Consider the following 22942-nt stretch of genomic DNA (forward strand, 5'->3'; position numbering starts at 1 on the left):
GGTCGCTCCACCGCCGGGGCCGGTGCCGGCGGCGCCCCCTGTCGGCAGGTGCCTGACCCGGTACCGGACAAGGGCTGCGCAGGCGGTTCAGGAACCGGACCTGCGCTTGTTCCACACGTCGAACCCGACGGCCGCCAGCAGGGCGAATCCCTTGATGACCTGCTGCCAGTCGGTGCCGACGCTCAGCAGGTTCATGCCGTTGTTCAGCACACCGAGGACCAGCCCGCCGATGATCGCTCCGAGGACGGTGCCCACCCCGCCGCTCATGGACGCGCCACCGATGAACGAGGAGGCGATCGCCTCCAGTTCGTAGTTCAGGCCCGCTTTCGGGGAGGCGGCGTTGAGGCGGGCGGCGATCGCCAGGCCCGCCAGCGCCGCGAGCGCGCCCATGTTCATGAAGACGAGGAAGGTGACCTTCTTGTCCTGCACGCCGGACAGCTTGGCCGCCGGCAGGTTGCCGCCGATGGCGTAGACGTGCCGGCCGAACACCGCGTTGCGCATGACGTAGCCGTAGCCGACCACCAGGGCCCCCAGCACCAGCAGCAGGATCGGCGCGCCCTTGTAGCTGGCGAGCAGCAGTGTGAGCACGAGGATCGCGGCGACGATGGAGACCAGCTTGAGCAGGAAGAGGTTGCGGGGGACGACGTCCAGCGAGAACTCCTGCTGGCGCCGGCGGTCGCGGACCTCCTGGAGGACCACGAAGACGATCAGCGCCAGGCCCAGCATCAGGGTGATGTTGTGGTAGTTGGTGTGCGGCCCGGCCTCCGGCAGGAAACCGTTGCCCATCTTCTGGAGCCCGTTCGGGAACGGGCCCAGCGTCTGCCCCTGGAGCAGGATCTCGGTGAAGCCGCGGAAGACCAGCATGCCCGCGAGCGTGACGATGAAGGAGGGGATGCCGAGATACGCGATGAGGAAGCCCTGCGCGGCGCCTCCGACCGCGCCCGCGATCAGGCACAGCACCAGGGCTACCGGCCACGGCACACCGTGCTGCACCGTCAGCACGGCGGCGAAGGCGCCCACGAACGCCGTCATCGAGCCGACCGACAGGTCGATGTGGCCCGCGATGATCACCAGCATCATGCCGATCGCGAGGATCAGCACATAGCCGTTCTGCAGCACCAGGTTGGAGACGTTGCGCGGAAGAAGCAGCTGGCCGTCGGTCCAGAACGCGAACAGGGCGACGATCAGGCCGAGGGCGATCAGCATGCCGTACTGCCGCATGTTGCCGCGCATGTTGCCGGCCAGGAGCTGGAGGACGTTCCCGCCCCCGGCGGCCGGGCCGCCGCCTCTGCCCGGCGGGGCGGCGGCCGGGCTCTTGGTCGCTTCGGTGCTCATCGCGTTACCTCTTGTCCTTCGTCATCCGGCGCATCAGCACTTCCTGCGTGGCCTCGGCCCGCGGCACCTCGCCGGTGAGCCGCCCGGCGGCCATGGTGTAGATGCGGTCGCACATGCCGAGCAGTTCGGGCAGCTCGGAGGAGATGAAGACGACCGCCTTGCCCTGCGCGGCCAACCGGTCGATGACCGTGTAGATCTCGTACTTGGCACCCACGTCGATGCCGCGCGTCGGCTCGTCCAGGATCAGCACGTCCGGCCCGGCGAAGATCCACTTGCTGAGGACGACCTTCTGCTGGTTGCCGCCGGACAGCTTGCCGACCGGCTCGAAGACCGTCGGTGCCTTGATGCTCATGGACTGCCGGAACCCCTCGGAGACCTGCCGCTCCTCGTGCTCGTCGACCACGCCCCGCCGGGCGACCTTGCGCAGTGCGGTCAGCGAGATGTTGCGGTTGATGGTGTCGATGAGGTTGAGGCCGTAGTGCTTGCGGTCCTCGGTGACGTAGGCGATGCCGTGCCCGACCGCCTCCGCGACGGTCCTGGTGCGGATCTCCACGCCGTCCTTGAGGACCGTGCCGCCCGCGTACCGGCCGTAGACGCGGCCGAAGACGCTCATCGCGAGTTCGGTGCGGCCGGCGCCCATCAGGCCCGCGATGCCGACGATCTCCCCGCGGCGGACCCGGATCGACACGTCGTCGACGACCGTGCGGTGCCGGTCGATCGGGTGGTGCACGGTCCAGTTGCGGATCTCCAGCGCCGGGGCCGCGTTCTCCTCGGCCCGGTGCGGGGTGCGCTCGGGGAAGCGGCTGTCGAGGTCGCGCCCCACCATGCCGCTGATGATGCGGTCCTCGGTCGTCTCCGGCGCCCGCACGTCCAGCGTCTCGACGGACAGCCCGTCGCGGATGATCGTGACCGAGTCGGCGACCCTGCGGATCTCGCTGAGCTTGTGGGAGATGATGATCGAGGTGATGCCCTGGTCCTTCAACTGCAGGATCAGGTCCAGGAGTCTTCCGCTGTCCTCGTCGTTGAGCGCCGCGGTCGGTTCGTCGAGGATGAGCAGTCTCACCTTCTTCGACAGCGCCTTCGCGATCTCCACCAGTTGCTGCTTGCCGACGCCGATGTCGGCGACCCGCGTCTCGGGGTGCTCGTCGAGGCCGACCCGGCGCAGCAGTTCGGTGGCGTGCCCGAGGGTCTCCCTCCAGTTGATGAAGCCGCGGGCGGCGTGCTCGTTGCCGAGGAAGATGTTCTCCGCGAGGGAGAGGTGGGGAACCAGGGCCAGTTCCTGGTGGATGATGACGATGCCGAGCTGCTCGCTGGCCCGGATGTCCCGGAACCGGCACACCTGTCCCTCGAAGAGGATGTCGCCCTCGTAGCTGCCGTGGGGATGGACGCCGGAGAGCACCTTCATCAGGGTGGACTTCCCGGCGCCGTTCTCCCCGCAGACGGCGTGGACCTCGCCCTGGCGGACGGTCAGTGTGACGTCCGACAGCGCCTTGACACCGGGAAAGGTCTTGACGATCGAGCGCATTTCCAGGACGGGTCCCGTCATGGGCGTGCCTTCCAATCCGTTGGTGTCGCCCGTTACCTGAGCTGGTCGGCGGTGTAGTAGCCGCCGTCGACGAGGATCTTCTGGTAGTTGTCCTTGTCGACGCTCACCGGCTGGAGCAGGTAGGAGGGGACGACCTTGGCACCGTTGTCATAGGTCTTGGTGTCGTTGACCTCGGGCGTCTTGCCGTCCAGGACGGCGCCGACCATGTTCGAGGCGACCGCTGCCAGCTTGCGGGTGTCCTTGTAGACCGTCTGCGTCTGCTCGCCCGCGATGATCGACTTCACCGAGGCCAGCTCGGCGTCCTGGCCGGTGAGCACGGGCAGCGGCTTGTCCCCGGCTCCGTAGCTGTCCGACTTCAGCGCCGACAGGATGCCGATGGAGATGCCGTCGTAGGGGGAGAGGACCGCGTCCACCCGGGCGCTCTTGTAGGACTTGGTGAGGATGTCGTCCATGCGTCGCTGCGCGGTGGCGCCGTCCCAGCGCAGGGTGGTGACCTGGGTCAGTTCCCTCTGGCCGGAGCGGACGACGAGCTTCTTGCCGTCGATGTAGGGCTGGAGGACGCTCATCGCCCCGTTGAAGAAGTACTGGGTGTTGTTGTCGTCGTTGGAGCCGGCGAAGAGCTCGATGTTGAACGGGCCCTTGCCGTTCTTCAGCCCCAGCTTGTCGACGATGTAGTTCGCCTGGAGCTCGCCGACCCTGCTGTTGTCGAACGAGGCGTAGTAGTCGACGTTCGGTGTGCCGAGGATGAGCCGGTCGTAGGCGATGACCGGGATGTTCGCGTCCTTGGCCTGTTGCAGGACGTTGTTGAGGGACTTGTTGTCGATCGCGGCGACGATCAGCGCCTTCACGCCCTGCGTGATCAGGTTCTCGATCTGGGAGACCTGCTGGTCGGGGTCGTCCTCGCCGTAGACGAGCCTGGTCCGGTAGCCCTTGGCCTCCAGCTCCTTCCTGACGTTGTCGCCGTCGGCGATCCAGCGCTCGGAGGACTTCGTCGGCATCGCGATGCCGATGGTGCCGCCCTGGGCGGACCCCTTGTCCTCCTTGCTGCCGCCCTCGCTGTTCTGCCCGCAGGCGGTCAGGGCGAGGGCGAGGCCGGCGGCTCCGGCTGTGGCGGCGAGGGCGGCTCTGCGGTTGCGCATGGTCATCTTCCTTGATGTCTGAGCACGGCCTGGTCGGGTGGTGCGGCAACGCTGGGCAGGTGCGGTCGGTCCGGGCGGAAGTCCCGGGAGCGGATGACTGTGTGGGATTCTGTTTGACTGCGTCGCCTTCTGTGAAGTGGTGTGTCCGAAAATTTATGAGCGTGTTTCAAAGCGTCGAAGGCTTCCGGGTAGCCGCGAGCCCAGGGGTGCCATGTCCCCGTCTGCGCCGTGCCGCGCCAGCAGGTCCAGTGCCAGCCGGCCGCGCCGCACCCGTTCCCGGGCGGTGGCCAGCGCCACGTCCCGCAGGTGGTGGCCGTAGGGGTAGAGGCCGGGTGCCTTCGACAGGCCGAACTTCAGGTACAGCGGCGCCCCGCGCCGGATCAGTTCGGCGACCTCGTACATCCGTACATAGCCGCCGAGGTCGTCCGGCGCCTCGATGTACATGTCCATCGGGGCGCCCGACGCCTTCCGGATCTCGGTGAGGTGATTGAGCGTCAGGTCGCTCGGCACGTTGACGGAGTCGGCGCCGAGGTGCTCGTACACCGCGTAACTCGCCGGGTTCACGGGCCCGATGAGCGCCGAGACCTTCAGCGTGGTGTCGGCCGGGACGATCCCCCGCGCCCGCGCCCGGTGCAGGGTCCACAGCACTCCCTCGTCGGCGACGAGCAGGCACCTGACGCCCAGTTCCGTGGCGCGTACGGCGTCCTCGACGCATCCGGCGACGGCGTCGCGGCCGCGGGCGCGCGCTCCGGCCCCGCCCGAGTCGGTGCGGGTGGAGCCGCCGATGTCCCAGGTGCCGCGCGGTCCGGTGAAGAGGCAGAGTTCGACGTCGTGCCCGGCGGCGGTCTCGGCCATCTCGGTGATCTCGGCGTCGGTCAGCATCCACACGCCGCTGCCCTGGCTGATCCGGTGGATCGGCACGTCGAGCCGTGCGGCCTCCTTCAGGACCACGGTCAGCGCCTCGGGCCCCTCGCACGAGGGGATCTCCGTGCGCCAGCGGCCGCCTCCGGGGAAGGAGTGCGCGGAGGCGTCGGCGGGGTCGGGCGGAGGTGCGGCGAGGCCCAGCGCGGTGAGCGCCTGCTCGCCGGGGCGTCGGGTGGCCGTGGTGGAGGGAGTGATCACGAGCGGTCCTTCTGTTCGGTATATCGGACGACGTTCGGAGATCTCGGTGTGCGGGGGCGGGACCCGACGCGCGAGGCCCGGCTCGGCGGCGGCGTGGGGTCCTGATGGGGCGGGGTCCCGTGGGGCAGGGCCGGCGGCGCCCGTGCGCGGGGCGCGCGGTACGCCGGTTGGAAAGGCCCGTCGGGTCGCCCACGGACCGGCGTACGCCTACGGGTGGACGAGTACCTTCCCGACCGTCGGGTCGCCGGACCCCACCAGCTCGACGGCGCGGGAGAACGCCGCGAGCGGCAGTTCGTGCGTCACCAACGGCAGCGGATCCAGCAGCCCGGCGGCGAACACCCGCACGGCGTACGCCCAGGCACGGGGCGGAGCCCCGAAGACGGTGTGCACCTCCAGTTGCCGTACGACGAGGTCGGTCGGGTCGAGCCCGTCGGCGCCCGGCGAGGGGATCCCGGTCAGCACCAGCCGCCCCCCGCGCCGCAGCAGCCGGGCGGCGGTCCGGGCGGCGTCGGCGGAACCGGCGGTCTCGATCACGATGTCGAAGTCGTCCGGCAGCCGCCGGTCCCGGGTCAGGAAGGCGGTGGCGCCGAAGTGCCGGGACAGCCCGGCACGGTCGTCGTGCCTGCCGACGACCAGCAGCTCGCCCGGGGACACGGCGCGCAGGAACTGCACGGCGAACATGCCGAGCGTCCCGGTGCCCACCACCGCGACCCGGTCGCCTGGCCGGGCGTTCGCCCGGAGTGCGGCGGCGGCCACGCAGGCGGCCGGCTCCAGCAGCGCCGCCGCGCTCAGGTCGGCGTCGTCGGGCAGCACGTGCAGCAGCCGGGCCGGCAGGGTGAGGGTGGCGGCCATGGCGCCCGGCTGCGTGAACCCGGTCTCCTCGTACCCGGCGGAGCACAGGGTCGTCTCGCCGGCCTGGCAGCGGTCGCAGACCTGGCAGTTGCGGAAGCCCTCGCCGACGACCTTCCTGCCGGCCAGCGAGCGCGGCACCCCGGGTCCGGTGGCCTCGACCGTCCCCGACCACTCGTGACCGGGGACGAGCGGGTAACGGACGTATCCCTCGGGCCGGTTGCCCTGGTACACCTCGCGGTCGCTGCCGCACAGGCCGACGGCGTGCACGCGCACCAGCGCCTCGCCGGGCTGCGGCTCTCGGGGCTCGTGCGGGACGAGCCGGTGCACGCCCGGCGCCTCGACGACGATGGCGCCGCTCATCGCCCGGGCGCCTTCGGCCGCCGCTTCTCCCAGCCCTCGGCCCACAGGTCGAAGCGGGCCCGCTGCTGCGGGAACTCGGCGGCGGCGTCGACGTCGAGCTCGACACCGAGGCCCGGCGCGTCGGTGAGCGCGAAGCAGCCGTCCTCGGGGTCCACCTGCCACGCCCCCTTGACGACCTTCTTGATCTCCGCGTCGGCGAAGTCGTCGAAGTGCTCCAGGACCTTGAAGTTGGGGGAGGTGAACCCGACCTGGAGGGAGGCCGCGGTGAGTACCGGCCCGCCGACGTTGTGCGGCGCCACCAGCATGTAGTGCGTCTCGGCGGTGGCGGCGAGTTTGCGCGTCTCCCAGATGCCGCCGATGTGGCCGACGTCCGGCTGGACGATGTCGACGGCCTGGCTGTCGAACAGCTCGCGGAACTCGATCCGGTCGTGGATCCGTTCGCCCGTGGCCACCGGCACGTCGACCTTGGCGGCGACCTTCTCCAGCGCCCTGAGGTTCTCCGGCGGGACCGGCTCCTCCAGCCAGGCGGGCCGGAACGGCGCGAGTTCCCCGGCGAGCCGGACGGCCGTCGAGGGCGAGAACCGTCCGTGCATCTCCAGCATCAGCTCGGCGTCCGGACCGACGGCGTCGCGCACGGCCTCGACGAGGGAGACGGCGTCCAGGGTCTGCCGGTGGTCCAGCTCGAAGTGACCGGTGCCGAACGGGTCGATCTTCAGCGCCCGGTACCCGCGCTCCATCACCCCGCGGGCCGCCGCGTGGTAGGCCTCGGGCGTCCGCTCGGTGGTGTACCAGCCGTTGGCGTAGGCCTTGACCCGGTCGGTCACCTTCCCGCCGAGCAACTGCCAGACCGGCACGCCGAGGGCCTTGCCCTTGATGTCCCAGCAGGCCATCTCCACGACGGCGATGCCGGACATGACGATCTCGCCGGCCCGCCCGTAGTCCCCGTACTTCATGCGCCGCACGAGGTCCTCGACGGCGAACGGGTCCGAGCCGAGGACGTGGTTGGCCTCGGCCTCCCCGAGATAGCCGAGGAGGGCGCCGGTGCGCCCCAGCATCCGGGTCTCGCCGACTCCTGTGATCCCCTCGTCGGTGTGCACCTGGACATACGTCAGGTTGCGCCAGGGCGTCCCGACCACGTGTGTGCTGATTCCGGTGATGCGCACGGCTGTCGCCCCTCGTGAACGTCAGATCCTGTTCGAAATTTCGTCCCACGTTCGAAATGCTGGCGCGACAGCAGGAGGGTGTAGAGGACATGTCAATGGGCGGGGCGCGGAACGCTTCCACCGGTTCCTGCGGCGGAGACCTGCGGTCGCCTCCTGCGGTGGTGCGCCCGGGGGCGGTCCGTGCGTCGATGTCCGGTCCGCTCCTTCGGCGGTGCGGCCGGGGTGGTGACGGGTCAGGCGGGCGACTCCCCGGAGGAGGACCCCGATTCCAGCATCCGCCGCAGCAGATCGCGCAGGGACAGTCGCTCCTCCTCCGACAGGGCCGCCAGCGGTTCGCGGGCGAAGCCGAGGGAGTCGCGCAGGGCGCGGGCCAGGTGGCGGCCTTCGTCCGTGGCGACCGCCACCTTGACGCGGCGGTCGGCCGGATCGGGCCGGCGCTCCACCAGGCCGCGGGATTCGAGCCGGTCGACGATGCCGGTGACGTTGGACGGCTCGCACTTGAGCTTCTGGGCCAGCTTGCGCATCGGCAGCGGCTCCAGGGTGAGCAGACCGAGCAACCTGGCCTGGGCGCCGGTCAGGGAGTGCTCGGCGGCGGCCTGCTCGTACTCCTCGTGGTAGCGGGCCACGACCGAGCCGATGAGCTCGACGACCTCCAGGGTCACTGCGTCGGGGCGGTGGGTCTTGTGCGGTGTGGCCATGGACACCAGGGTACCCGTTTACTTGACAACATGAAATATTCAGGCGCATGGTTGTTTCAGGTAATGAAGTAAATGGAAGGCTCCTGGCATGATCAACCGTGAATGGCACCTCCTGTCCCGCCCGGTCGGCTGGCCCGAGGCAGGGGACTTCGCCCTGGTGGAAGCTCCGATGCCGACGCCCGGTGAGGGCCAGGTCCTGGTTCGCAACAGGTACCTCTCCGTCGACCCGTACATGCGCGGCCGGATGAGCGCCGCGAAGTCCTATGTCGCCCCCTTCGAGCTCGGCAAGGTCATGCAGGGTGGCGCCGTCGGCGAGGTCGTCGAGTCCCGCGCCGAGGGGATCGAGGTGGGTGACCACGTCCTGCACTTCCTCGGCTGGCGGGAGTACGCCGCGGTGGACGCCGCCCAGGCGGTCAGGGTCGGCTCGGCCGGCTCGGGTGACGTCCCGCTGTCGGCCTACCTCGGCGTCCTCGGCATGACCGGTCTCACCGCCTACGCCGGCCTGCTGCGCACCGCCTCCTTCAAGGAGGGCGACGCCGTGTTCGTCTCCGGCGCCGCGGGTGCCGTCGGCAGTCAGGTGGGGCAGATCGCCAGGCTCAAGGGCGCCTCCCGCGTCATCGGCTCGGCGGGCTCCGACGAGAAGGTCAAGCTCCTGGTCGAGGAGTACGGCTTCGACGCCGCCTTCAACTACCGCAACGGCCCGGTCGCCGAGCAGTTGCGCGCCGCCGCCCCCGACGGCATCGACGTCTACTTCGACAACGTCGGCGGCGACCACCTGGAGGCTGCCATCGGCTCCCTCAACCGGGACGGCCGGATCGCGGTCTGCGGCATGATCTCCGTCTACAACAACACGGAGCCCGCGCCCGGCCCGAAGAACCTGGCCCGACTGATCCAGACCCGCGGCCGCATCGAGGGCTTCCTGGTCGGTGACCACTACGACCTCCAGCCCCAGTTCGTCCAGGAGGTCGGCCCGTGGGTCGCCTCGGGTGCGCTCAAGTACCGCGAGACGGTCGTCGAGGGCGTCGAGAACACCCTGGAGGCGTTCCTCGGCGTGCTGCGCGGCGACAACATCGGGAAGATGGTCGTCAAGCTCTGAGGCGGCCCTGCGGCCGGTGCCCCTGCGGCTCGCGGTCCGGGTGACCCCGAACCTCCTCGGCCCCGGCCCCGTCGTCCCCGCGCCCCGGTGGTGCGGGGTTCGGCGGCTCAGGGGGTGCGGCTTCGGGCCGCCCGTTCCGCGTCCTGGGGGCTTCCCGGGCCGGCCCGGGAAGCCCGACCCTCCGGGACACCCTTCCCGTCGATTCCGGCATGCGGTAACTTCTTTCCGAAATTCGCCGACGGCCTGGGCGCGAGCCGCGGCGGACCGAGGAGGAAGACCATCCCATGCCGATTCAGCAGTCCGACGTCCTGTACACCGCCGTCGCCGTCGCCGAGAACGGCCGCGACGGCCGGGTCGCCACCGACGACGGCAAGCTCGACGTCGTCGTGAACCCGCCGAAGGAGATGGGCGGCAGCGGTGCGGGCACCAACCCGGAGCAGCTGTTCGCCGCCGGCTACAGCGCCTGCTTCCAGGGCGCCCTCGGCGTCGTGGCCCGCCAGGAGGGCGCGGACGTCTCCGGTTCGACCGTGACCGCGAAGGTCGGCATCGGCAGGAACGGTGACGGCTTCGGCATCATCGTGGAGATCTCGGCGGACATCCCGAGGGTCGACGCCGGCACCGCGCGGTCCCTGGTGGAGAAGGCCCACCAGGTCTGCCCGTACTCCAAGGCCACCCGCGGCAACATCACCGTCGTGCTGGTCTGACGGACGGCGCCCGCGGAGGAGGGCCCCGCCCGGACGCCGGGCGGGGCCCTCCTCCGTCACCTCACACGCGCAGGGCAGCCGTGTGCACCGCCCGCACCAGCCGGGCGTTCTCCGGCGCCGCCCCGCCCGGAAAGGCCAGCCGGCGCCGCGTGTAGCCGTAGGCGAGGCCGCTGCGGGGGTCGGCGAAGGCCTGCGATCCGCCGGCGCCGCTGTGGCCGACGGCCCCCGCGCCCAGGAACGGGTACCACATGTCCGCGGTCGCCTGGAAGCCGAGCGCGAACGACTTGTGAGTCCGCTGCACCAGGTCGTACCCCGTCGAGTGGATCTGCCCGAACTCGGCCAGCGTGTCCGGCTTCAGCAGCGGCGGCCGACCGTCCATCTCGCTCGTCATCGCCGCGTACATCCCGGCCAGCCCGCGCGCCGAGGCCACTCCGCCCGCCGACGCCGGCCCCCTGGCGCGCACGGCACGGGAGTTGGCGAGACCCTCCAGCGTCCCCGGGTCCGGCACATGCGTGTTGAACGCGATCGAGGCCAGCGTGTGCGGCCCGTCCGGGCGGGCGTCCAGTGCGGCCTGCTGCCCCGGCGTCGGCCGCATCGGTTGCACGGAGCGGAAGCGGGGCTCCTCGGCCGCGGGCAGCCCCAGGTGGAAGTCCAGGGCGTACGGCGCCCGCACCCGGTCCTCCCAGACGTCCTGGAGCGTTCGCCCCGTCGCCCGTCTCACGACCTCGCCGGTCAGCGCGCCGATGACCAGCGCGTGGTAGCCGAAGGCCGTGCCCGGGCGCCAGAACGGCTTCTGGTCGGCGAGGCGTTCGGCGACGGCCCGGTCGTCGGCCAGTTCCTCCCGGGTGAACCCCGCGTCGAGCCCGACCAGTCCGGCCCGGTGCGCGAGCAGGTCCCGCAGCGTCAGCGAGCCCTTGCCCTCGCTGCCGAACTCCGGCCAGTAGTAGGTCACCTTGCGATCCAGCTCCAGCGTGCCGTCCTGCACGAGCAACGCGACCACGAGGTGCGCCGCGCCCTTGGTGGAGGAGTACACGCCGTAGAGGGAACCGGCGTCCGCGCCCGCCCACAGGTCGACGACCCTGCGCCCGTGCACACAGGCGCACAACTGCCCCTCGTAGTCGGGCCGCTCCTGCGCGACGAACGCGGCGAACTCCTCGCGTGCCGCCTCGAACCCGGCCGCCACCGTGCCGTGGATCTCCTGCGTCATCCGCTCTCCCTCCTCCGCTCTCCGAGATCGGTACGGCGAGATGTACCTGTTCGACTCAACCGCAACATGGGGGTGCCGGTGTCACCGATGCCCGTGCCAATGCCCCGGATGGCGCACGGCCCGGACACCCAAGGGGCATGCTGGGGGCGGGTGCGGCAGGGGAGAACCGCACGGCACGGCCAGGACATCGTACGGGCACGGCACGGGCACGCAGGGCGGGCGAGGCGAGGAGAGCTCCTGGCGACGATCCGGTCGGCTCCCCGCGGGGACGACGTGCAGCGCATGGCACGCACGCACCACCACCGACACCACCGGCCACCTTCCGTGCACCGCCGCGAACGTCACCAGGATCGCAGTCAACACCCCCGGTCCGCACGGTCGTTCCGGCACGGAGCTACCGCCCGCGGACAGTCGCCGCGGCCACCCGCTGACGCCCCTGCACGCCGTGCTCGCGAAACGGGCGTCGGCCCTCCGGGACCGAACCGGCGCTCCTGCGGGAGGTGCCGGGCCGGACGGGCCGCCGGCCGGGGCAGGCCGGGACCCGGCCCTGCCCGCAGGCGGCCGGTAGAGTTCGCCCATGCGTGATCTCGGGGCGGGGCTCGGTCATCTCCTCAAGGGCCAGCGATGGGTGGCCGGGCACGGCAGGCAGTTCGGGTTCGGACTCGTCCCCGGCCTGATCACCTTGGTCCTCTACGCCGCGGCACTCGTCTGCCTCGCCCTGTGGGGGCAGGACTTCGTCACCTGGGCGACGCCCTTCGCGGACGACTGGTCCAGCCCGTGGCCCGGTCTGTTCCGCGGACTCCTGACGGCCCTGCTGTTCGCGCTCGGCCTGCTCCTCGCGGTCGTCACCTTCACCGCGGTCACGCTGCTCGTCGGGCAGCCCTTCTACGAGAGCCTGTCGGTGACCGTCGACCGCGACGTGTCCCCGGACGGCACCGCACCCGAGTCGGAGCTGCCGCTCTGGCGCGAGCTGTGGATCTCCGGCCGGGACAGCCTGCGGATCGTGGTCCGCGCGGGTCTGTGGGGCGTGCTGCTGTTCGCCCTCGGCTTTCTGCCGTTCGTCGGGCAGACCGCCGTCCCGGTGCTGGGCTTCTTCGTCACCGGCTTCTTCCTCACCGAGGAACTGACCGCGGTCGCCCTCCAGCGCCGCGGCGTGCAGCTGCGCGAGCGTCTCGCCCTGCTGCGTTCCCGCAGGCTTCTGGTGTGGGGCTTCGGCACGCCCCTCGCGCTGGCGTTCCTCGTCCCCTTCGTCGCCGTGTTCCTGATGCCCGGCGCGGTCGCCGGAGCGACGCTGCTGGCACGGGAGCTGCTGGGCGAGGAGGTCCGTGACGGCGACGGGCGCCACGACCCCGAGGACGACGTCCCGCCCGCACCCCGGGACGAGCACGCTCACCGGTGACGCCCCCGGAGGCACCCGCCCCGGCCCCGACCATGCCGGCGGGGTGATACTGCGACGCATGAAAGCAGCCAGAGCAGCCAATCTGGGGGTCCTGTTCCTCGTCGAGCTCGGCGCCGTCGCAGCCGCCGCCTACTGGGGCGTCACCCTCGGCGTCCCCGCCGGGCTCGCCTGGCTGCTCGGCCTCGCCGCCCCCGCCGCGCTGATCGTGCTGTGGGGGGCGTGCGGCTCGCCCAGGGCGCCGTACCGGATGCGGGGAGCGGCCCGCGCCGGCTTCGAGACGCTGTGGTTCGGGGCGGGCGCGGTCGCGCTGGTTGCCGCCGGGGCCGTCGGCTGGGCGGTCGCCTTCGCCCTCGTCTGCGCCGTGAGCAAGACGCTGGCGGTCGCCTGGGGGCAGTGACCCCCGTCCACCGCTGGCGTGTCAATCCGCCTGCTCCGTCGATCCACTGCGCGGCTGCTCGGCCGCCCGGCTGCGCGGCTGCTCCTCGGGCTCGCCCAGCAGCCGCAGGAAGTCCCGGAACGCCGCCGGCATGTCCACCGACTCCGGGTCCAGCAGCCACTGGTACTGGAGCCCGTCCATCACCGCCACCAGCAGCGGGGCGGTGCGTTCGGGGGACAGCCCGCTGGGCAGCCGGTCTCCGTACGCGGAGCGCAGGACGCCCGTCATGGTGTCCCGCACCCTGCGGTAGCGCTCGGTGAAGTACCCGCGTGCCGGATGCCCCTCCGTGACGCTCTCGCCGAGCAGCGCCGAGAACGTCCGGATGATGGCGGGCCGCATCGCGTTGTACTCGACGAGGGAGGCGAGCAGGTCGACCCGCCACCGGCTGTCCGGCACCGCGTCCCACCGGTCCCGCTCCTTCAGGACGGCGACGAGCAGTGCCTCCTTGGTGGGGAAGTGGTGCAGCAGTCCCTGCTGGGTCAGTCCCACCCGTTCGGCCACCGCGGCCAGGCTCGCGCCCCGGTAGCCGCGCTCGGCGATCACCTCCAGGGCGGCCCGGACGATCTCCGCTCGCCGTTCCTCGCTCCTGACCCGTGCGTTCATGGCGTCACCGTACGCCATACGACCGCTTGTCATATAACGGGCACATAACGAAACCTACCGGGTTACAGGCGGTGGGTGCACGATGGGGAAACCGCACGGACGTCACCGAGGAGGCACTGCCATGCCGGAGACCCGGCCCACCCCCGCCGACGAAGCCCGCGAGGCAGCCGTCGCATCCGCCCTGGGCAAGCTCGACCTGGACACCAAGACCCGGCTCCTGGCCGGCCAGGACGTCTGGTCCCTGCCCGCCCTCCCGGAGATCGGTCTGCGGTCCCTCGTGATGTCCGACGGCCCGATCGGCGTCCGGGGTGTGCGCTGGTCCGCCGACGACCCGTCCATCGCCCTGCCGTCCCCGACCGCGCTCGCCGCCACCTGGGACCCCGCGCTCGCCCACCGCACCGGCGTCCTGCTCGCCCAGGAGGCCCGGCGCAAGGGCGTGCACGTGCTCCTCGCCCCCACCGTCAACCTCCACCGCTCCCCGCTCGGCGGCCGTCACTTCGAGGCCTACAGCGAGGACCCGTACCTGACCGGCGTCATCGGCGCCGGCTACGTGCGGGGCGTGCAGTCCGGCGGTATCGGCACCACCGTCAAGCACTTCGTCGCCAACGACGCCGAGACCGACCGCTTCACGGTCGACAACCGGGTGGGCGAACGAGCCCTGCGCGAGCTCTACCTGGCCCCCTTCGAGGCCATCGTCGAGCAGGCCCGCCCATGGGGCGTCATGACCGCCTACAACACCGTCAACGGCACGACCATGACCGAGCACCACCATCTGGTGAACGAGGTGCTGCGCGGCGAATGGGGCTTCGACGGGTGCAACGTGTCGGACTGGACGGCCGCCCGCTCCACCGTCGGCGCCGTCGAGGGCGGCCTCGACATCGCCATGCCGGGGCCGCGGACCGTCTACGGCGAGGCGCTCGCCCGGGCCGTCCGGGACGGACGCGTCCAGGAGGGCACCGTCGACGGGGCCGTGCGGAACGTCCTGCGGCTCGCCGCCCGCGTCGGCGCCCTGGAAGGCGCCGCACCCGCCGTCGCCGAGCCGCCCGAGCCCGTCGACGGCCCCGCACTCGCCCGCGAGATCGCCCGCCGCTCCTTCGTCCTGCTGCGCAACGAACGCGGCGCCCTCCCGCTCAGGCCCGGCACGGTCGCGCTGATCGGAGCCGCCGCCCGCGACGCCCGCGTCCTGGGCGGCGGCTCCGCCACGGTCTTCCCGTCCCGTGTCGTCTCCCCGCTCGACGGTCTCACCGCTGCCCTGCCCGAGGGCAGCCTCGGCTACCGGGTCGGCGCCGACCCGGCCACCGAACTCGCCGTCGCCCGGTTCGGCTTCGAACTGCGCGCGGTGTGCCGGGACGCGCGCGGCGACGCCATCGGCAGTCGCTCCGCCCCGAGCGGGCAGATCCAGTGGACGGGCGCCGACCTGCCCGAGGGCGTCACCGGCGCCGCCCTCCACACCGTCGAGCTGACCGGCACCTTCACACCCCGCGAGACCGGCCTGCACACCTTCGGCATCAAAGGCGCCGGAGCCTTCACCCTCACCGTCGCCGGTACGGCGCACTACGACGGCGTCCAGCACCCCGCCGGTGACGGCGACCCCTTCGAGGCGTTCTTCGGCGCCCCGGTCGCCCGTGCCCGGGTGGAACTGATCGCCGGCGAACCGGTCGAGGTCTCCCTCACCCATGTCCACGACCTCCCCGCGGAGGTCCCCATGGAGGTCGTCGCCTTCGCCCTCGCCCACCAGGAACCGCAGCGCGACGCGGACGAGTTGATCGCTGAGGCGGTCGAGGCCGCCCGCGCCGCCGACACCGCCGTCGTCGTGGTCGCCACCACCGAGCGCGTCGAGTCCGAGGGCTTCGACCGCACCGACCTGCGCCTGCCCGGCCGCCAGGACGACCTGGTGCGCGCGGTCGCCGCCGCCAACCCCCGTACCGTCGTGGTCGTCAACTCCGGCTCCCCGGTCGAACTGTCCTGGCGGGACGAGGCGGCCGCCGTGCTGCTCAGCTGGTTCCCCGGCCAGGAGGCCGGCGCGGCACTCGCCGACGTCCTGACCGGTGCCTGCGAGCCGGGCGGCCGGCTCCCCACCACCTGGGGCCCACTGGCCGACGCCCCCGTCACCCAGGTCGCCCCGGCGGACGGCCGGCTCCGCTACGACGAAGGCGTCTTCATCGGCTACCGCGCCTGGGAACGGCAGGGCCGCACCCCGTCCTACCCCTTCGGCCACGGGCTCGGCTACACCGACTGGGCCTACGAGTCCGTCGAGGTGCAGGGCACCACGGCGAGGGTCCGTCTGCGTAACTCCGGCCCGCGCACCGGACGCGAGGTCGTGCAGGTGTACCTCGCGCCCGCCGCGCCCGACGACGCCCGCCCGGCGCGCTGGCTGGCCGGGTTCGCGAGCGTCGGGGCCGGGCCGGGCGAGAGGGCCGAGGCCGTCGTCGAACTCCCGCGCCGTGCCTTCGAGATCTGGGACGAGACGGCCAACGCCTGGACGTTTGTGAAGGGTTCGTACGAGATCCAGGTGGGGCGCTCGATCGCCGACCGCAGGCTCACCGCGGACGTTAACGTCTGATCCGGGACGGGTTCCCCCTCGGGCAGCCCCGGTCCGGAACCTGACCTCCGGACCGGGGCTCGTGAGTGCGGGCGCGCCGCGGGACGTGTCGCGTGAGCGGAGCCTGCCGGAGCGGGGCCCGAACGGCATCCGGCCGCTGCGGCAGTTCACCATCGCCAACTCCAACCACCGCAACCACACCGTCCAGACGCGGGCTCTGCACTCCCACCTGCGATGGCGCAACACGAACGCCCGACACCCCGACGTGCTGGCCGCCCAGCGCCGCGAGCGCGCCCGCATCCGCGGTGAGAAGGGCATCCGCTGGGGAGTGCGGCCCCTCGCCGATGCGGCTTGACCGGCCCCGGCGACCTTGCCCGGCCGGGGCCTAGCAGTAGCCGTTCACCCTGGTGGCGGCTGGAGCGAGGTTGGGCCAGGGATGCCCGGCTCTGTCGGAGGCAGCGGACCGCAGGAGGTCAAGAAGAGCGCGCCCCGGGTAGCCCCGAAAACTCGCGTAGGTGCCGCGGTAGTAGCAGCTCCAGTAGCTCACGACCCGTCGTTGAATGCGTGCGAAGTAGGCCGGGTTGTCCACGATGAACTGCCCGTACGCGAGGTGGCCGCAGGTGCCGGGCGCGGCGAGATCACGGAGTTCATCGCAGATGACGACCAGGATCTCCAAGACGTACTCGCCGACCAACTGCGCGACGAAGGGGACAGCCCATGGGTCCGTGGAACCCACGATCTTCTCCAGGTGGCGTTGCCTGACCACCCCGTCGCAGTGCCTTGAGTACAGGCAGTGCAGAAGCTGCCGTTGGCGCGACGAAAGCGACGCCACCGCATCAGGTGGCGGCTCGTCGTTGTAGAGGCGCTCGGGGATCAAAACCTGCTGGCCCTCTACAACGACCGAGAACGGCGCTGTCGGCAGGAGGCGAGAAGCAGGCATGACCGACACTACTGCCTCGGCCTCGCATGCAAGCTCGGCCGGGAACGCCATGGTCAACGGAGCGCTTCTATCGGGTGGTTGCACAGGCTGAGCATAGGCGGACGTCCCTAGCACGAGCCTGCCCCCCACCACCTCACAGCCACCCATCCCGGTGAACCTATGCGGTCAGAGCACTAGCGGACGCCGAACCCGTAGACCGTCTCCGACCGGTACGTCCCGCCCGGCCGGAGCACCGTGCTCGGGAAACCGGGCCGGTTGGGGGAGTCGGGGAAGTGCTGAGTCTCCAGCGCGACGCCCTGCCCCGGCACGAACGGCTCACCCAGGTGATCTGCGGTGTACAGCTGAAGACCCGGCTCGGTCGTCGCCACCGTCAGCACCCGCCCGGAGAGCGGGTCGTGCAGCTCGGCCACCTCGACGGGGGCGGCGGTGACACCCTTGTCCAGTACGAAGTTGTGGTCGTAGCCGGAGTCCGTGCGGCGGGCCGTACGGAAGTCGAAGCGGGTCCCGGACACGTCCGCGAGTTCCCCCGTGGGGATCAGGTCCGGGCCGACCGGCGTGTAGCGGGAGGCCGCCAGGCGCAGCACATGGCCGGTGGCGGCGCGGCCGGAGCCGGCCAGGTCGAAATAGCTGTGGTTCGTCAGGTTCACCACGGTCGGCGCATCCGTGACCGCCTCGTACGCGACGTGCAGGGCACCCGCCTCGTCCAGGGTGTACGTCGCCGCGACCTCCAGGCGGCCCGGGAAACCCTCCTCGCCGTGCGGGGAGACCCGGGTCAGGCGCAGCCCGTGCCCGGTCGGCTCGACGTCCCACACGCGCTTGTCGAAGCCCCCCGCACCGCCGTGCAGCGAGTGGGCGCCCTCGTTGGGCGCGAGCGCGTACGTCCGCCCGTCCAGGGCGAAGCGGGCGCCCGCGATCCGGTTGGCGTACCGGCCGACCAGCGCACCGAGGTACGGCTCGGGACGGTTCAGGTAGCCGTCGAGGCCGGGGAACCCCAGCACCACCTCCCCGGCACGCCCCTCGCGGTCCGGGACCCGCACCGACTGCACGATCCCCCCGTACGACAGGACCCGCACACGGACGCCCGCGCGCTCCAGCGTCCAGCGGTGCACCGGCGTTCCGTCGGGAAGTGCGCCGAAAAGTTCGCTCATGTGGAAAACCCTAGGTCACGGGCTTCTCGGCGCTGACGGTGCGGTAGGCGATCTCCGCCAGCCTGGCCTGCCCCTCCCTGCTGGGGTGGAACCAGTCCCAGTGGCTCAACTGGTCCGGGCCGAACCGGTAGTCGTGGACGGCACCGCCGTCGTAGCGGCAGTGACGGTCCCCGGCGCAGACCTTCTTCAGCACCTCGTTGTACGCCTCCACCCGCTCCTGCACCGTGTTGCGCCGCTGGTCGGCCGCCGCGTCCAGGGCGTCCGCGTCGCCCAGCATGGACGGGCAGATACCGAGCTTCCACACCTGCCTGCCCAGCGGGTCGGTACGGCCCAGCGACCACAGCCGTTTCAGGTCCGGCACGCTCGCGACGTACACCTGCGCCCGGGGCGCCCGGGCCCGCAGGGTGCGCAGCGCCTCCTGGAACTGGCTGCGGAAGTCGGCCACGGACGTCATCCGCGACGTCGTCCGCCGGCAGGCGTCGTTGGCACCCGCCAGCACCGTCACCAACTCCGGCTTCCGGGACGCCGCCCGCGCCATCTGATCCGGCAGATCCGCCATCCGGGCGCCCGTCACCGCGTAGTTCCAGCTGTGCGTGGCCGCCCGCGCCGGACCCAGCAGCCGCACGGCGAGGGAGTCGACGGCCGCGTCGGCGCCGGTCGCCCAGGACACCTCCGGGCAGTCCGACAGCACCGAGCAGGCGTCGAAGCCGCGCGTGATGGAGTCGCCGACGGCCGCGACCGAGTCCGGGCTGCGGTTCCAGGACGGCGTCGGCGACGGGGTGGCCGCTCTCCTCTGCCCTCCGGAGGAGCCCGGAGATCCGCCACCGGACCCGTCGCAGCCGGCGGCAGCCAGCACGGCGGCCGCCACGACGGCCACCACGGCCCGCCCGCGCTGGATTCGCTTCCGCATCCCCGGCTGATCCCCTCGGTCCCGACGGCAGAGCTCCCCCCAGCATGACAACGACCGGGCGTTCCCGGCCGGTGCCGTGCAACGGCTCACACCCGTACAAGCGTCCCCCTGGGTGAATGGCAGGTGTTTCCCGGCCCCGGGACCGACGGTACGTCACACTCCTTGCGCCGCCGCACGGTAGCCTCGCCATCAACGTGGCAGCCCTGCCGCCGCCGCTGTGCCCGCCCTGCAAGACGACCCGCCTGCCCGGAGGTCCCGGTGACGACACGTGGAGTTCTGTACGTGCACTCCGCGCCGCGCGCGCTGTGCCCGCACGTCGAGTGGGCCGTTGCCGGGGTGCTCGGCACGCGCGTCAACCTCGACTGGATCCGGCAGCCCGCCGCGCCGGGCACCTGGCGTTCGGAGTTCTCCTGGCAGGGCGAGGCCGGCACGGCGTCCAAGCTGGCCTCCGCGCTGCGCGGCTGGCACCTGCTGCGCTTCGAGGTCACCGCCGAGCCGTGCACCACGGCCGAGGGCGAGCGCTACAGCTGTACCCCCGACCTCGGCATCTTCCACGCCGTCACCGGCATCCACGGCGACATCCTCATCCCGGAGGACCGGCTGCGCGCGGCCCTGCTGCGCAGCCGGCGCGGGGAGACCGACCTGGAGGCCGAGATCTCCAAGCTGCTCGGCAAGCCCTGGGACGACGAACTGGAGCCGTTCCGGTACGCCGGGGAGGGCGCGCCCGTGCGCTGGTTGCACCAGGTGGTGTGACCCCGCCGGGGGCGAGGGCGCGGGGCACTCGCGCGACCACCCCACCCGCACCCCAAGGCTGGCGCGTACGTCGATTCCGCCTGCCCGGGCAGGCGCCGTTGAGCCCGTCCCGTTCTGACGGACCCCTCGCACCACGCCCCGTCCTTCGCCCGGGCCCGACACGCCGTACGACACCGGCTCCCGACACGCCGTGCAGTGCCGGTGCACGACACGCCGAAGTCCCGGCCTCCTCACGGAGACCGGGACTTCGCGCACGCTGCGGAGCGTCAGACCGTCCGGAACGCGAGCACCACGTTGTGGCCGCCGAACCCGAAGGAGTCGTTGAGCGCGGCGATGCGGCCCTCGACGGGCAGCTTCCGCGCCTCGCCACGGACGATGTCCGCGTTCACCTCGGGGTCGAGGTTGTCCACGTTGATGGTCGGCGGAGCCACCCGGTGGTACAGGGCCAGCACCGCGGCGACCGTCTCCACGCCGCCGGCGCCGCCCAGCAGGTGACCGGTCATCGACTTGGTCGCGGAGATCGCCATGTGGTCGACATCGTCGCCGAAGGCCTTCCGCAGCGCCTTGATCTCACCGATGTCGCCCTGCGGGGTCGACGTGGCGTGCGCGTTGACGTGCGCGACCTCGGCCGGGTCCAGGTCGGTGGCGGCGAGCAGGTTCTGCAGGGCCGCCGCGATGCCCGTGCCCGAGGGCTCGGGCTGGGTGATGTGGTGGGCGTCGGCGGAGATGCCCTGGCCGACGGCCTCCACGTAGATGCGGGCGCCGCGGGCCCGGGCGTGCTCCTCCGACTCCAGGACGATCACGCCGGCGCCCTCGCCGAGGACGAAGCCGTTGCGGTCGACGTCGAAGGGGCGCGAGGCGCCCTGTGGGTCGTCGTTGCTCTTGGACATCGCCATCATGTTGCCGAACGCGGCGATGGGCAGCGGGTGGATCGCCGCCTCGGTGCCGCCGGCGACGACGACGTCGGCACGGCCGGTGCGGATCATCTCGATCGCGTAGCCGATGGCCTCGGCGCCGGAGGCGCACGCCGAGACGGGGGTGTGCACGCCGGCCTGGGCACCCAGCTCGATGCCGACGTTGGCCGCCGGGGAGTTGGGCATCAGCATCGGCACGGTGTGCGGGGAGACCCGGCGGACACCCTTGTCGCGCAGGATGTCGTACTGGTCCAGCAGGGTGGTCACGCCGCCGATGCCGGAGGCGACGACCGCACCGAGACGGTGCGGGTCGACCTGCGCGTCATCGCCGGCCCTGCCGGTGAAACCGGCGTCCTTCCAGGCCTCCTGAGCCGCGATCAGCGCGAACTGCGCCGAGCGGTCCAGCTTGCGGGCCTGCGGGCGAGGAATGATCTCACCCGGTTCGACGGCGATCTGCGCGGCGATGCGGACCGGCAGCTCGGCCGCCCACTCCTGTTCGAGGGGGCCGACGCCGGAACGACCGGCGACCAGGCCTTCCCAGGTCGAGGCTGCGTCGCCACCCAGCGGTGTGGTTGCGCCGATACCGGTGACGACCACGGTGCGATTGGTCGGGCTCACGGGAAATCTTTCTCCAACGGATCAGAGGATCGAGCGGCGCCACCGCCGGGTGGCGGGGCCGGGGCTACCCGGCCGGAGCAGTGACTCAGGCCTGGTGCTTGAGGATGTAGTCGGTCGCGTCGCCGACCGTCTTGAGGTTCTTGACGTCGTCGTCCGGGATCTTGACGTCGAAGCGCTCTTCGGCGGCGACGACGACCTCGACCATGGACAGCGAGTCGACGTCGAGGTCGTCGGTGAAGGACTTGTCCAGCTGGACGTCCTCAACCGGGATCCCGGCGATCTCGTTCACGATCTCGGCGAGACCGGCGACGATCTCTTCCTGAGTGGCGGCCATGTCGGCGCTCCTTCGTTGGTGTTCCTAGAGGGTGTGGCGCCCGCCGCCGCGGCGGCGGGAGGGCGTTGCCCGCACCGGACCGGATGATCCGGCACGAGGTGCCTAGGGGAGGGTAACGACCGTCGCGGCGTACACGAGACCCGCCCCGAATCCGATGACGAGTGCGGTGTCGCCGCTCTTCGCCTCGCCGGTCGCCAGGAGCCGCTCCATCGCGAGCGGGATCGAGGCGGCCGAGGTGTTGCCGGTGGTGCGTACGTCGCGGGCGACCGTGACGGACTCCGGCAGCTTGAGAGTCTTCACCATCGAGTCGATGATCCGCTCGTTGGCCTGGTGCGGAATGAAGACGTCGAGCTCGCTTGCGCTGATCCCGGCCGCGTCCAGCGCCTGCTGGGCGACCTTCGCCATCTCGAACACGGCCCAGCGGAAGACCGCCTGGCCCTCCTGCGTGATCGCGGGGAAGCGCTCGATCGCGCCGTCACGGTAGTCCGTCCACGGCACGGTCTGCTTGATGGTCTCCGACTTGTCGCCCTCGGAGCCCCACACCGTCGGGCCGATCGCCGGCTCCGGGGAGGGGCCGATCACGACCGCGCCGGCGCCGTCACCGAACAGGAAGGCCGTCGCACGGTCCTCCAGGTCGGTGAGGTCGCTCAGCCGCTCCACGCCGATGACCAGGACGTACTCCGCCGATCCCTCGGCGATCATGCCCTTGGCGAGGGTGATGCCGTAGCCGAAGCCGGCGCAGCCGGCCGAGATGTCGAAGGCCGGGGCCTTGTCCGTGCCCAGCTTGTCGGCGATCTCGGTGGCGACCGCGGGGGTCTGCTTGAAGTGGGACACCGTCGAGACGATCACGGCGCCGATCTGCTCGGCGGAGATCCCGGCGTCCGCGATCGCCTTGCCGGACGCCTCGACCGACATCGCGGCGACGGTCTCGTCCTCGCCGGCCCAGTGCCGGGTCTGGATGCCGGAGCGCGAACGGATCCACTCGTCGGACGAGTCGATCTTCTCCAGGATCACCTCGTTCGGCACGACCCGGGTGGGGCGGTAGCCGCCCACGCCGAGGATGCGCGCGTACGGGGTGCCCTTGCTGGCCTTGATCTTCGCCATGTTCGAATCGGCTCCTTGG

General features: G+C 71.6%; 21 protein-coding genes and 1 pseudogene. 7 read left to right on the plus strand and 15 right to left on the minus strand.

The genetic code is table 11. The features are described 5' to 3' along the window. Nucleotides 1-87: 87 nt before the first annotated feature. From mmsB to I3F54_RS18895, 7 genes are all read right to left on the minus strand, one after another. On the minus strand, nt 88-1335 hold the full coding sequence (mmsB, locus tag I3F54_RS18865; protein ID WP_240119989.1) for a multiple monosaccharide ABC transporter permease: 1248 nt from the start codon (nt 1333-1335) through the stop codon (nt 88-90). Nucleotides 1336-1339: 4 nt separating this feature from the next. After that, the gene (gene mmsA / locus I3F54_RS18870; protein ID WP_240119990.1) at nt 1340-2881 is read right to left on the minus strand and encodes a multiple monosaccharide ABC transporter ATP-binding protein; all 1542 of its coding nucleotides are present in this window, start codon (nt 2879-2881) and stop codon (nt 1340-1342) included. A 32-nt stretch (nt 2882-2913) separates the two neighbouring features. Continuing rightward, complete coding sequence (chvE, locus tag I3F54_RS18875; RefSeq protein ID WP_240119991.1) at nt 2914-4020, minus strand: multiple monosaccharide ABC transporter substrate-binding protein; 1107 nt, start codon at nt 4018-4020, stop codon at nt 2914-2916. Between the two features lie 153 nt (nt 4021-4173). Next, nucleotides 4174-5142, minus strand: coding sequence for a hypothetical protein (locus tag I3F54_RS18880; RefSeq protein WP_240119992.1), 969 nt, complete (start codon nt 5140-5142; stop codon nt 4174-4176). A 207-nt stretch (nt 5143-5349) separates the two neighbouring features. Beyond that, nucleotides 5350-6354: a zinc-binding dehydrogenase gene (locus tag I3F54_RS18885; protein ID WP_240119993.1), complete on the minus strand. Its 1005-nt coding sequence runs from the start codon at nt 6352-6354 to the stop codon at nt 5350-5352. Next, on the minus strand, nt 6351-7517 hold the full coding sequence (locus tag I3F54_RS18890) for a mandelate racemase/muconate lactonizing enzyme family protein (RefSeq protein ID WP_240119994.1): 1167 nt from the start codon (nt 7515-7517) through the stop codon (nt 6351-6353). Before I3F54_RS18890 ends, I3F54_RS18885 begins: the two co-directional genes overlap by 4 nt. Nucleotides 7518-7750: 233 nt before the next feature. Further along, nucleotides 7751-8215: a MarR family winged helix-turn-helix transcriptional regulator gene (locus tag I3F54_RS18895; RefSeq protein ID WP_240119995.1), complete on the minus strand. Its 465-nt coding sequence runs from the start codon at nt 8213-8215 to the stop codon at nt 7751-7753. 88 nt (nt 8216-8303) lie between these two features. Between I3F54_RS18895 and I3F54_RS18900 the strand changes: the two genes are divergently transcribed. After that, nucleotides 8304-9311 (plus strand): NADP-dependent oxidoreductase, encoded by a 1008-nt coding sequence (locus tag I3F54_RS18900; protein WP_240119996.1) that lies wholly within the window; start codon nt 8304-8306, stop codon nt 9309-9311. A gap of 284 nt (nt 9312-9595) precedes the next feature. Then, entirely contained in the window at nt 9596-10015 is a 420-nt protein-coding gene (locus I3F54_RS18905; RefSeq protein ID WP_240119997.1) for an organic hydroperoxide resistance protein, read from the plus strand. A gap of 61 nt (nt 10016-10076) precedes the next feature. Here I3F54_RS18905 and I3F54_RS18910 read toward each other — a convergent pair whose 3' ends face one another. After that, nucleotides 10077-11222 carry a serine hydrolase domain-containing protein gene (locus tag I3F54_RS18910; RefSeq protein WP_240119998.1) on the minus strand — a complete coding sequence of 382 codons (1146 nt, stop codon included), beginning with the start codon at nt 11220-11222 and terminating at the stop codon, nt 10077-10079. 577 nt (nt 11223-11799) lie between these two features. Between I3F54_RS18910 and I3F54_RS18915 the strand changes: the two genes are divergently transcribed. Both I3F54_RS18915 and I3F54_RS18920 read left to right on the plus strand, forming a co-directional pair. After that, entirely contained in the window at nt 11800-12621 is an 822-nt protein-coding gene (locus tag I3F54_RS18915; RefSeq protein ID WP_240119999.1) for an EI24 domain-containing protein, read from the plus strand. A 58-nt stretch (nt 12622-12679) separates the two neighbouring features. Further along, complete coding sequence (locus tag I3F54_RS18920) at nt 12680-13018, plus strand: DUF2568 domain-containing protein (protein WP_240120000.1); 339 nt, start codon at nt 12680-12682, stop codon at nt 13016-13018. A 21-nt stretch (nt 13019-13039) separates the two neighbouring features. On the opposite strand, the gene I3F54_RS18925 is transcribed toward I3F54_RS18920, so the two are convergent. Further along, entirely contained in the window at nt 13040-13678 is a 639-nt protein-coding gene (locus I3F54_RS18925) for a TetR/AcrR family transcriptional regulator (RefSeq protein WP_240120046.1), read from the minus strand. Between the two features lie 103 nt (nt 13679-13781). Between I3F54_RS18925 and I3F54_RS18930 the strand changes: the two genes are divergently transcribed. Both I3F54_RS18930 and I3F54_RS18935 read left to right on the plus strand, forming a co-directional pair. After that, a complete protein-coding gene (locus tag I3F54_RS18930; RefSeq protein ID WP_240120001.1) occupies nt 13782-16223 on the plus strand; it encodes a glycoside hydrolase family 3 C-terminal domain-containing protein in 2442 nt (813 codons plus the stop codon). A 133-nt stretch (nt 16224-16356) separates the two neighbouring features. Then, nucleotides 16357-16557: pseudogene (locus I3F54_RS18935) on the plus strand (IS630 family transposase); the annotation flags it as partial. A 30-nt stretch (nt 16558-16587) separates the two neighbouring features. On the opposite strand, the gene I3F54_RS18940 reads toward I3F54_RS18935, so the two are convergent. From I3F54_RS18940 to I3F54_RS18950, 3 genes are all read right to left on the minus strand, one after another. Continuing rightward, nucleotides 16588-17226, minus strand: a complete 639-nt coding sequence (locus I3F54_RS18940; protein ID WP_240120002.1) for a hypothetical protein — start codon at nt 17224-17226, stop codon at nt 16588-16590. Nucleotides 17227-17315: 89 nt separating this feature from the next. After that, nucleotides 17316-18290 carry an aldose epimerase family protein gene (locus I3F54_RS18945; RefSeq protein ID WP_240120003.1) on the minus strand — a complete coding sequence of 325 codons (975 nt, stop codon included), beginning with the start codon at nt 18288-18290 and terminating at the stop codon, nt 17316-17318. A gap of 10 nt (nt 18291-18300) precedes the next feature. Next, nucleotides 18301-19200: an SGNH/GDSL hydrolase family protein gene (locus I3F54_RS18950; protein ID WP_240120004.1), complete on the minus strand. Its 900-nt coding sequence runs from the start codon at nt 19198-19200 to the stop codon at nt 18301-18303. Between the two features lie 258 nt (nt 19201-19458). Between I3F54_RS18950 and I3F54_RS18955 the strand changes: the two genes are divergently transcribed. After that, nucleotides 19459-19953 (plus strand): DUF3145 domain-containing protein, encoded by a 495-nt coding sequence (locus I3F54_RS18955; RefSeq protein WP_240120005.1) that lies wholly within the window; start codon nt 19459-19461, stop codon nt 19951-19953. A 266-nt stretch (nt 19954-20219) separates the two neighbouring features. On the opposite strand, the gene fabF is transcribed toward I3F54_RS18955, so the two are convergent. From fabF to I3F54_RS18970, 3 genes are all read right to left on the minus strand, one after another. After that, nucleotides 20220-21485: a beta-ketoacyl-ACP synthase II gene (gene fabF / locus I3F54_RS18960; RefSeq protein WP_240120006.1), complete on the minus strand. Its 1266-nt coding sequence runs from the start codon at nt 21483-21485 to the stop codon at nt 20220-20222. 85 nt (nt 21486-21570) lie between these two features. Continuing rightward, nucleotides 21571-21819 carry an acyl carrier protein gene (locus tag I3F54_RS18965; protein ID WP_004931691.1) on the minus strand — a complete coding sequence of 83 codons (249 nt, stop codon included), beginning with the start codon at nt 21817-21819 and terminating at the stop codon, nt 21571-21573. Between the two features lie 102 nt (nt 21820-21921). Continuing rightward, nucleotides 21922-22923, minus strand: a complete 1002-nt coding sequence (locus tag I3F54_RS18970; protein WP_240120007.1) for a ketoacyl-ACP synthase III — start codon at nt 22921-22923, stop codon at nt 21922-21924. Nucleotides 22924-22942 lie beyond the last annotated feature (19 nt).

The organism is Streptomyces sp. MUM 2J, assembly GCF_022414535.1.
GTDB lineage: Bacteria > Actinomycetota > Actinomycetes > Streptomycetales > Streptomycetaceae > Streptomyces.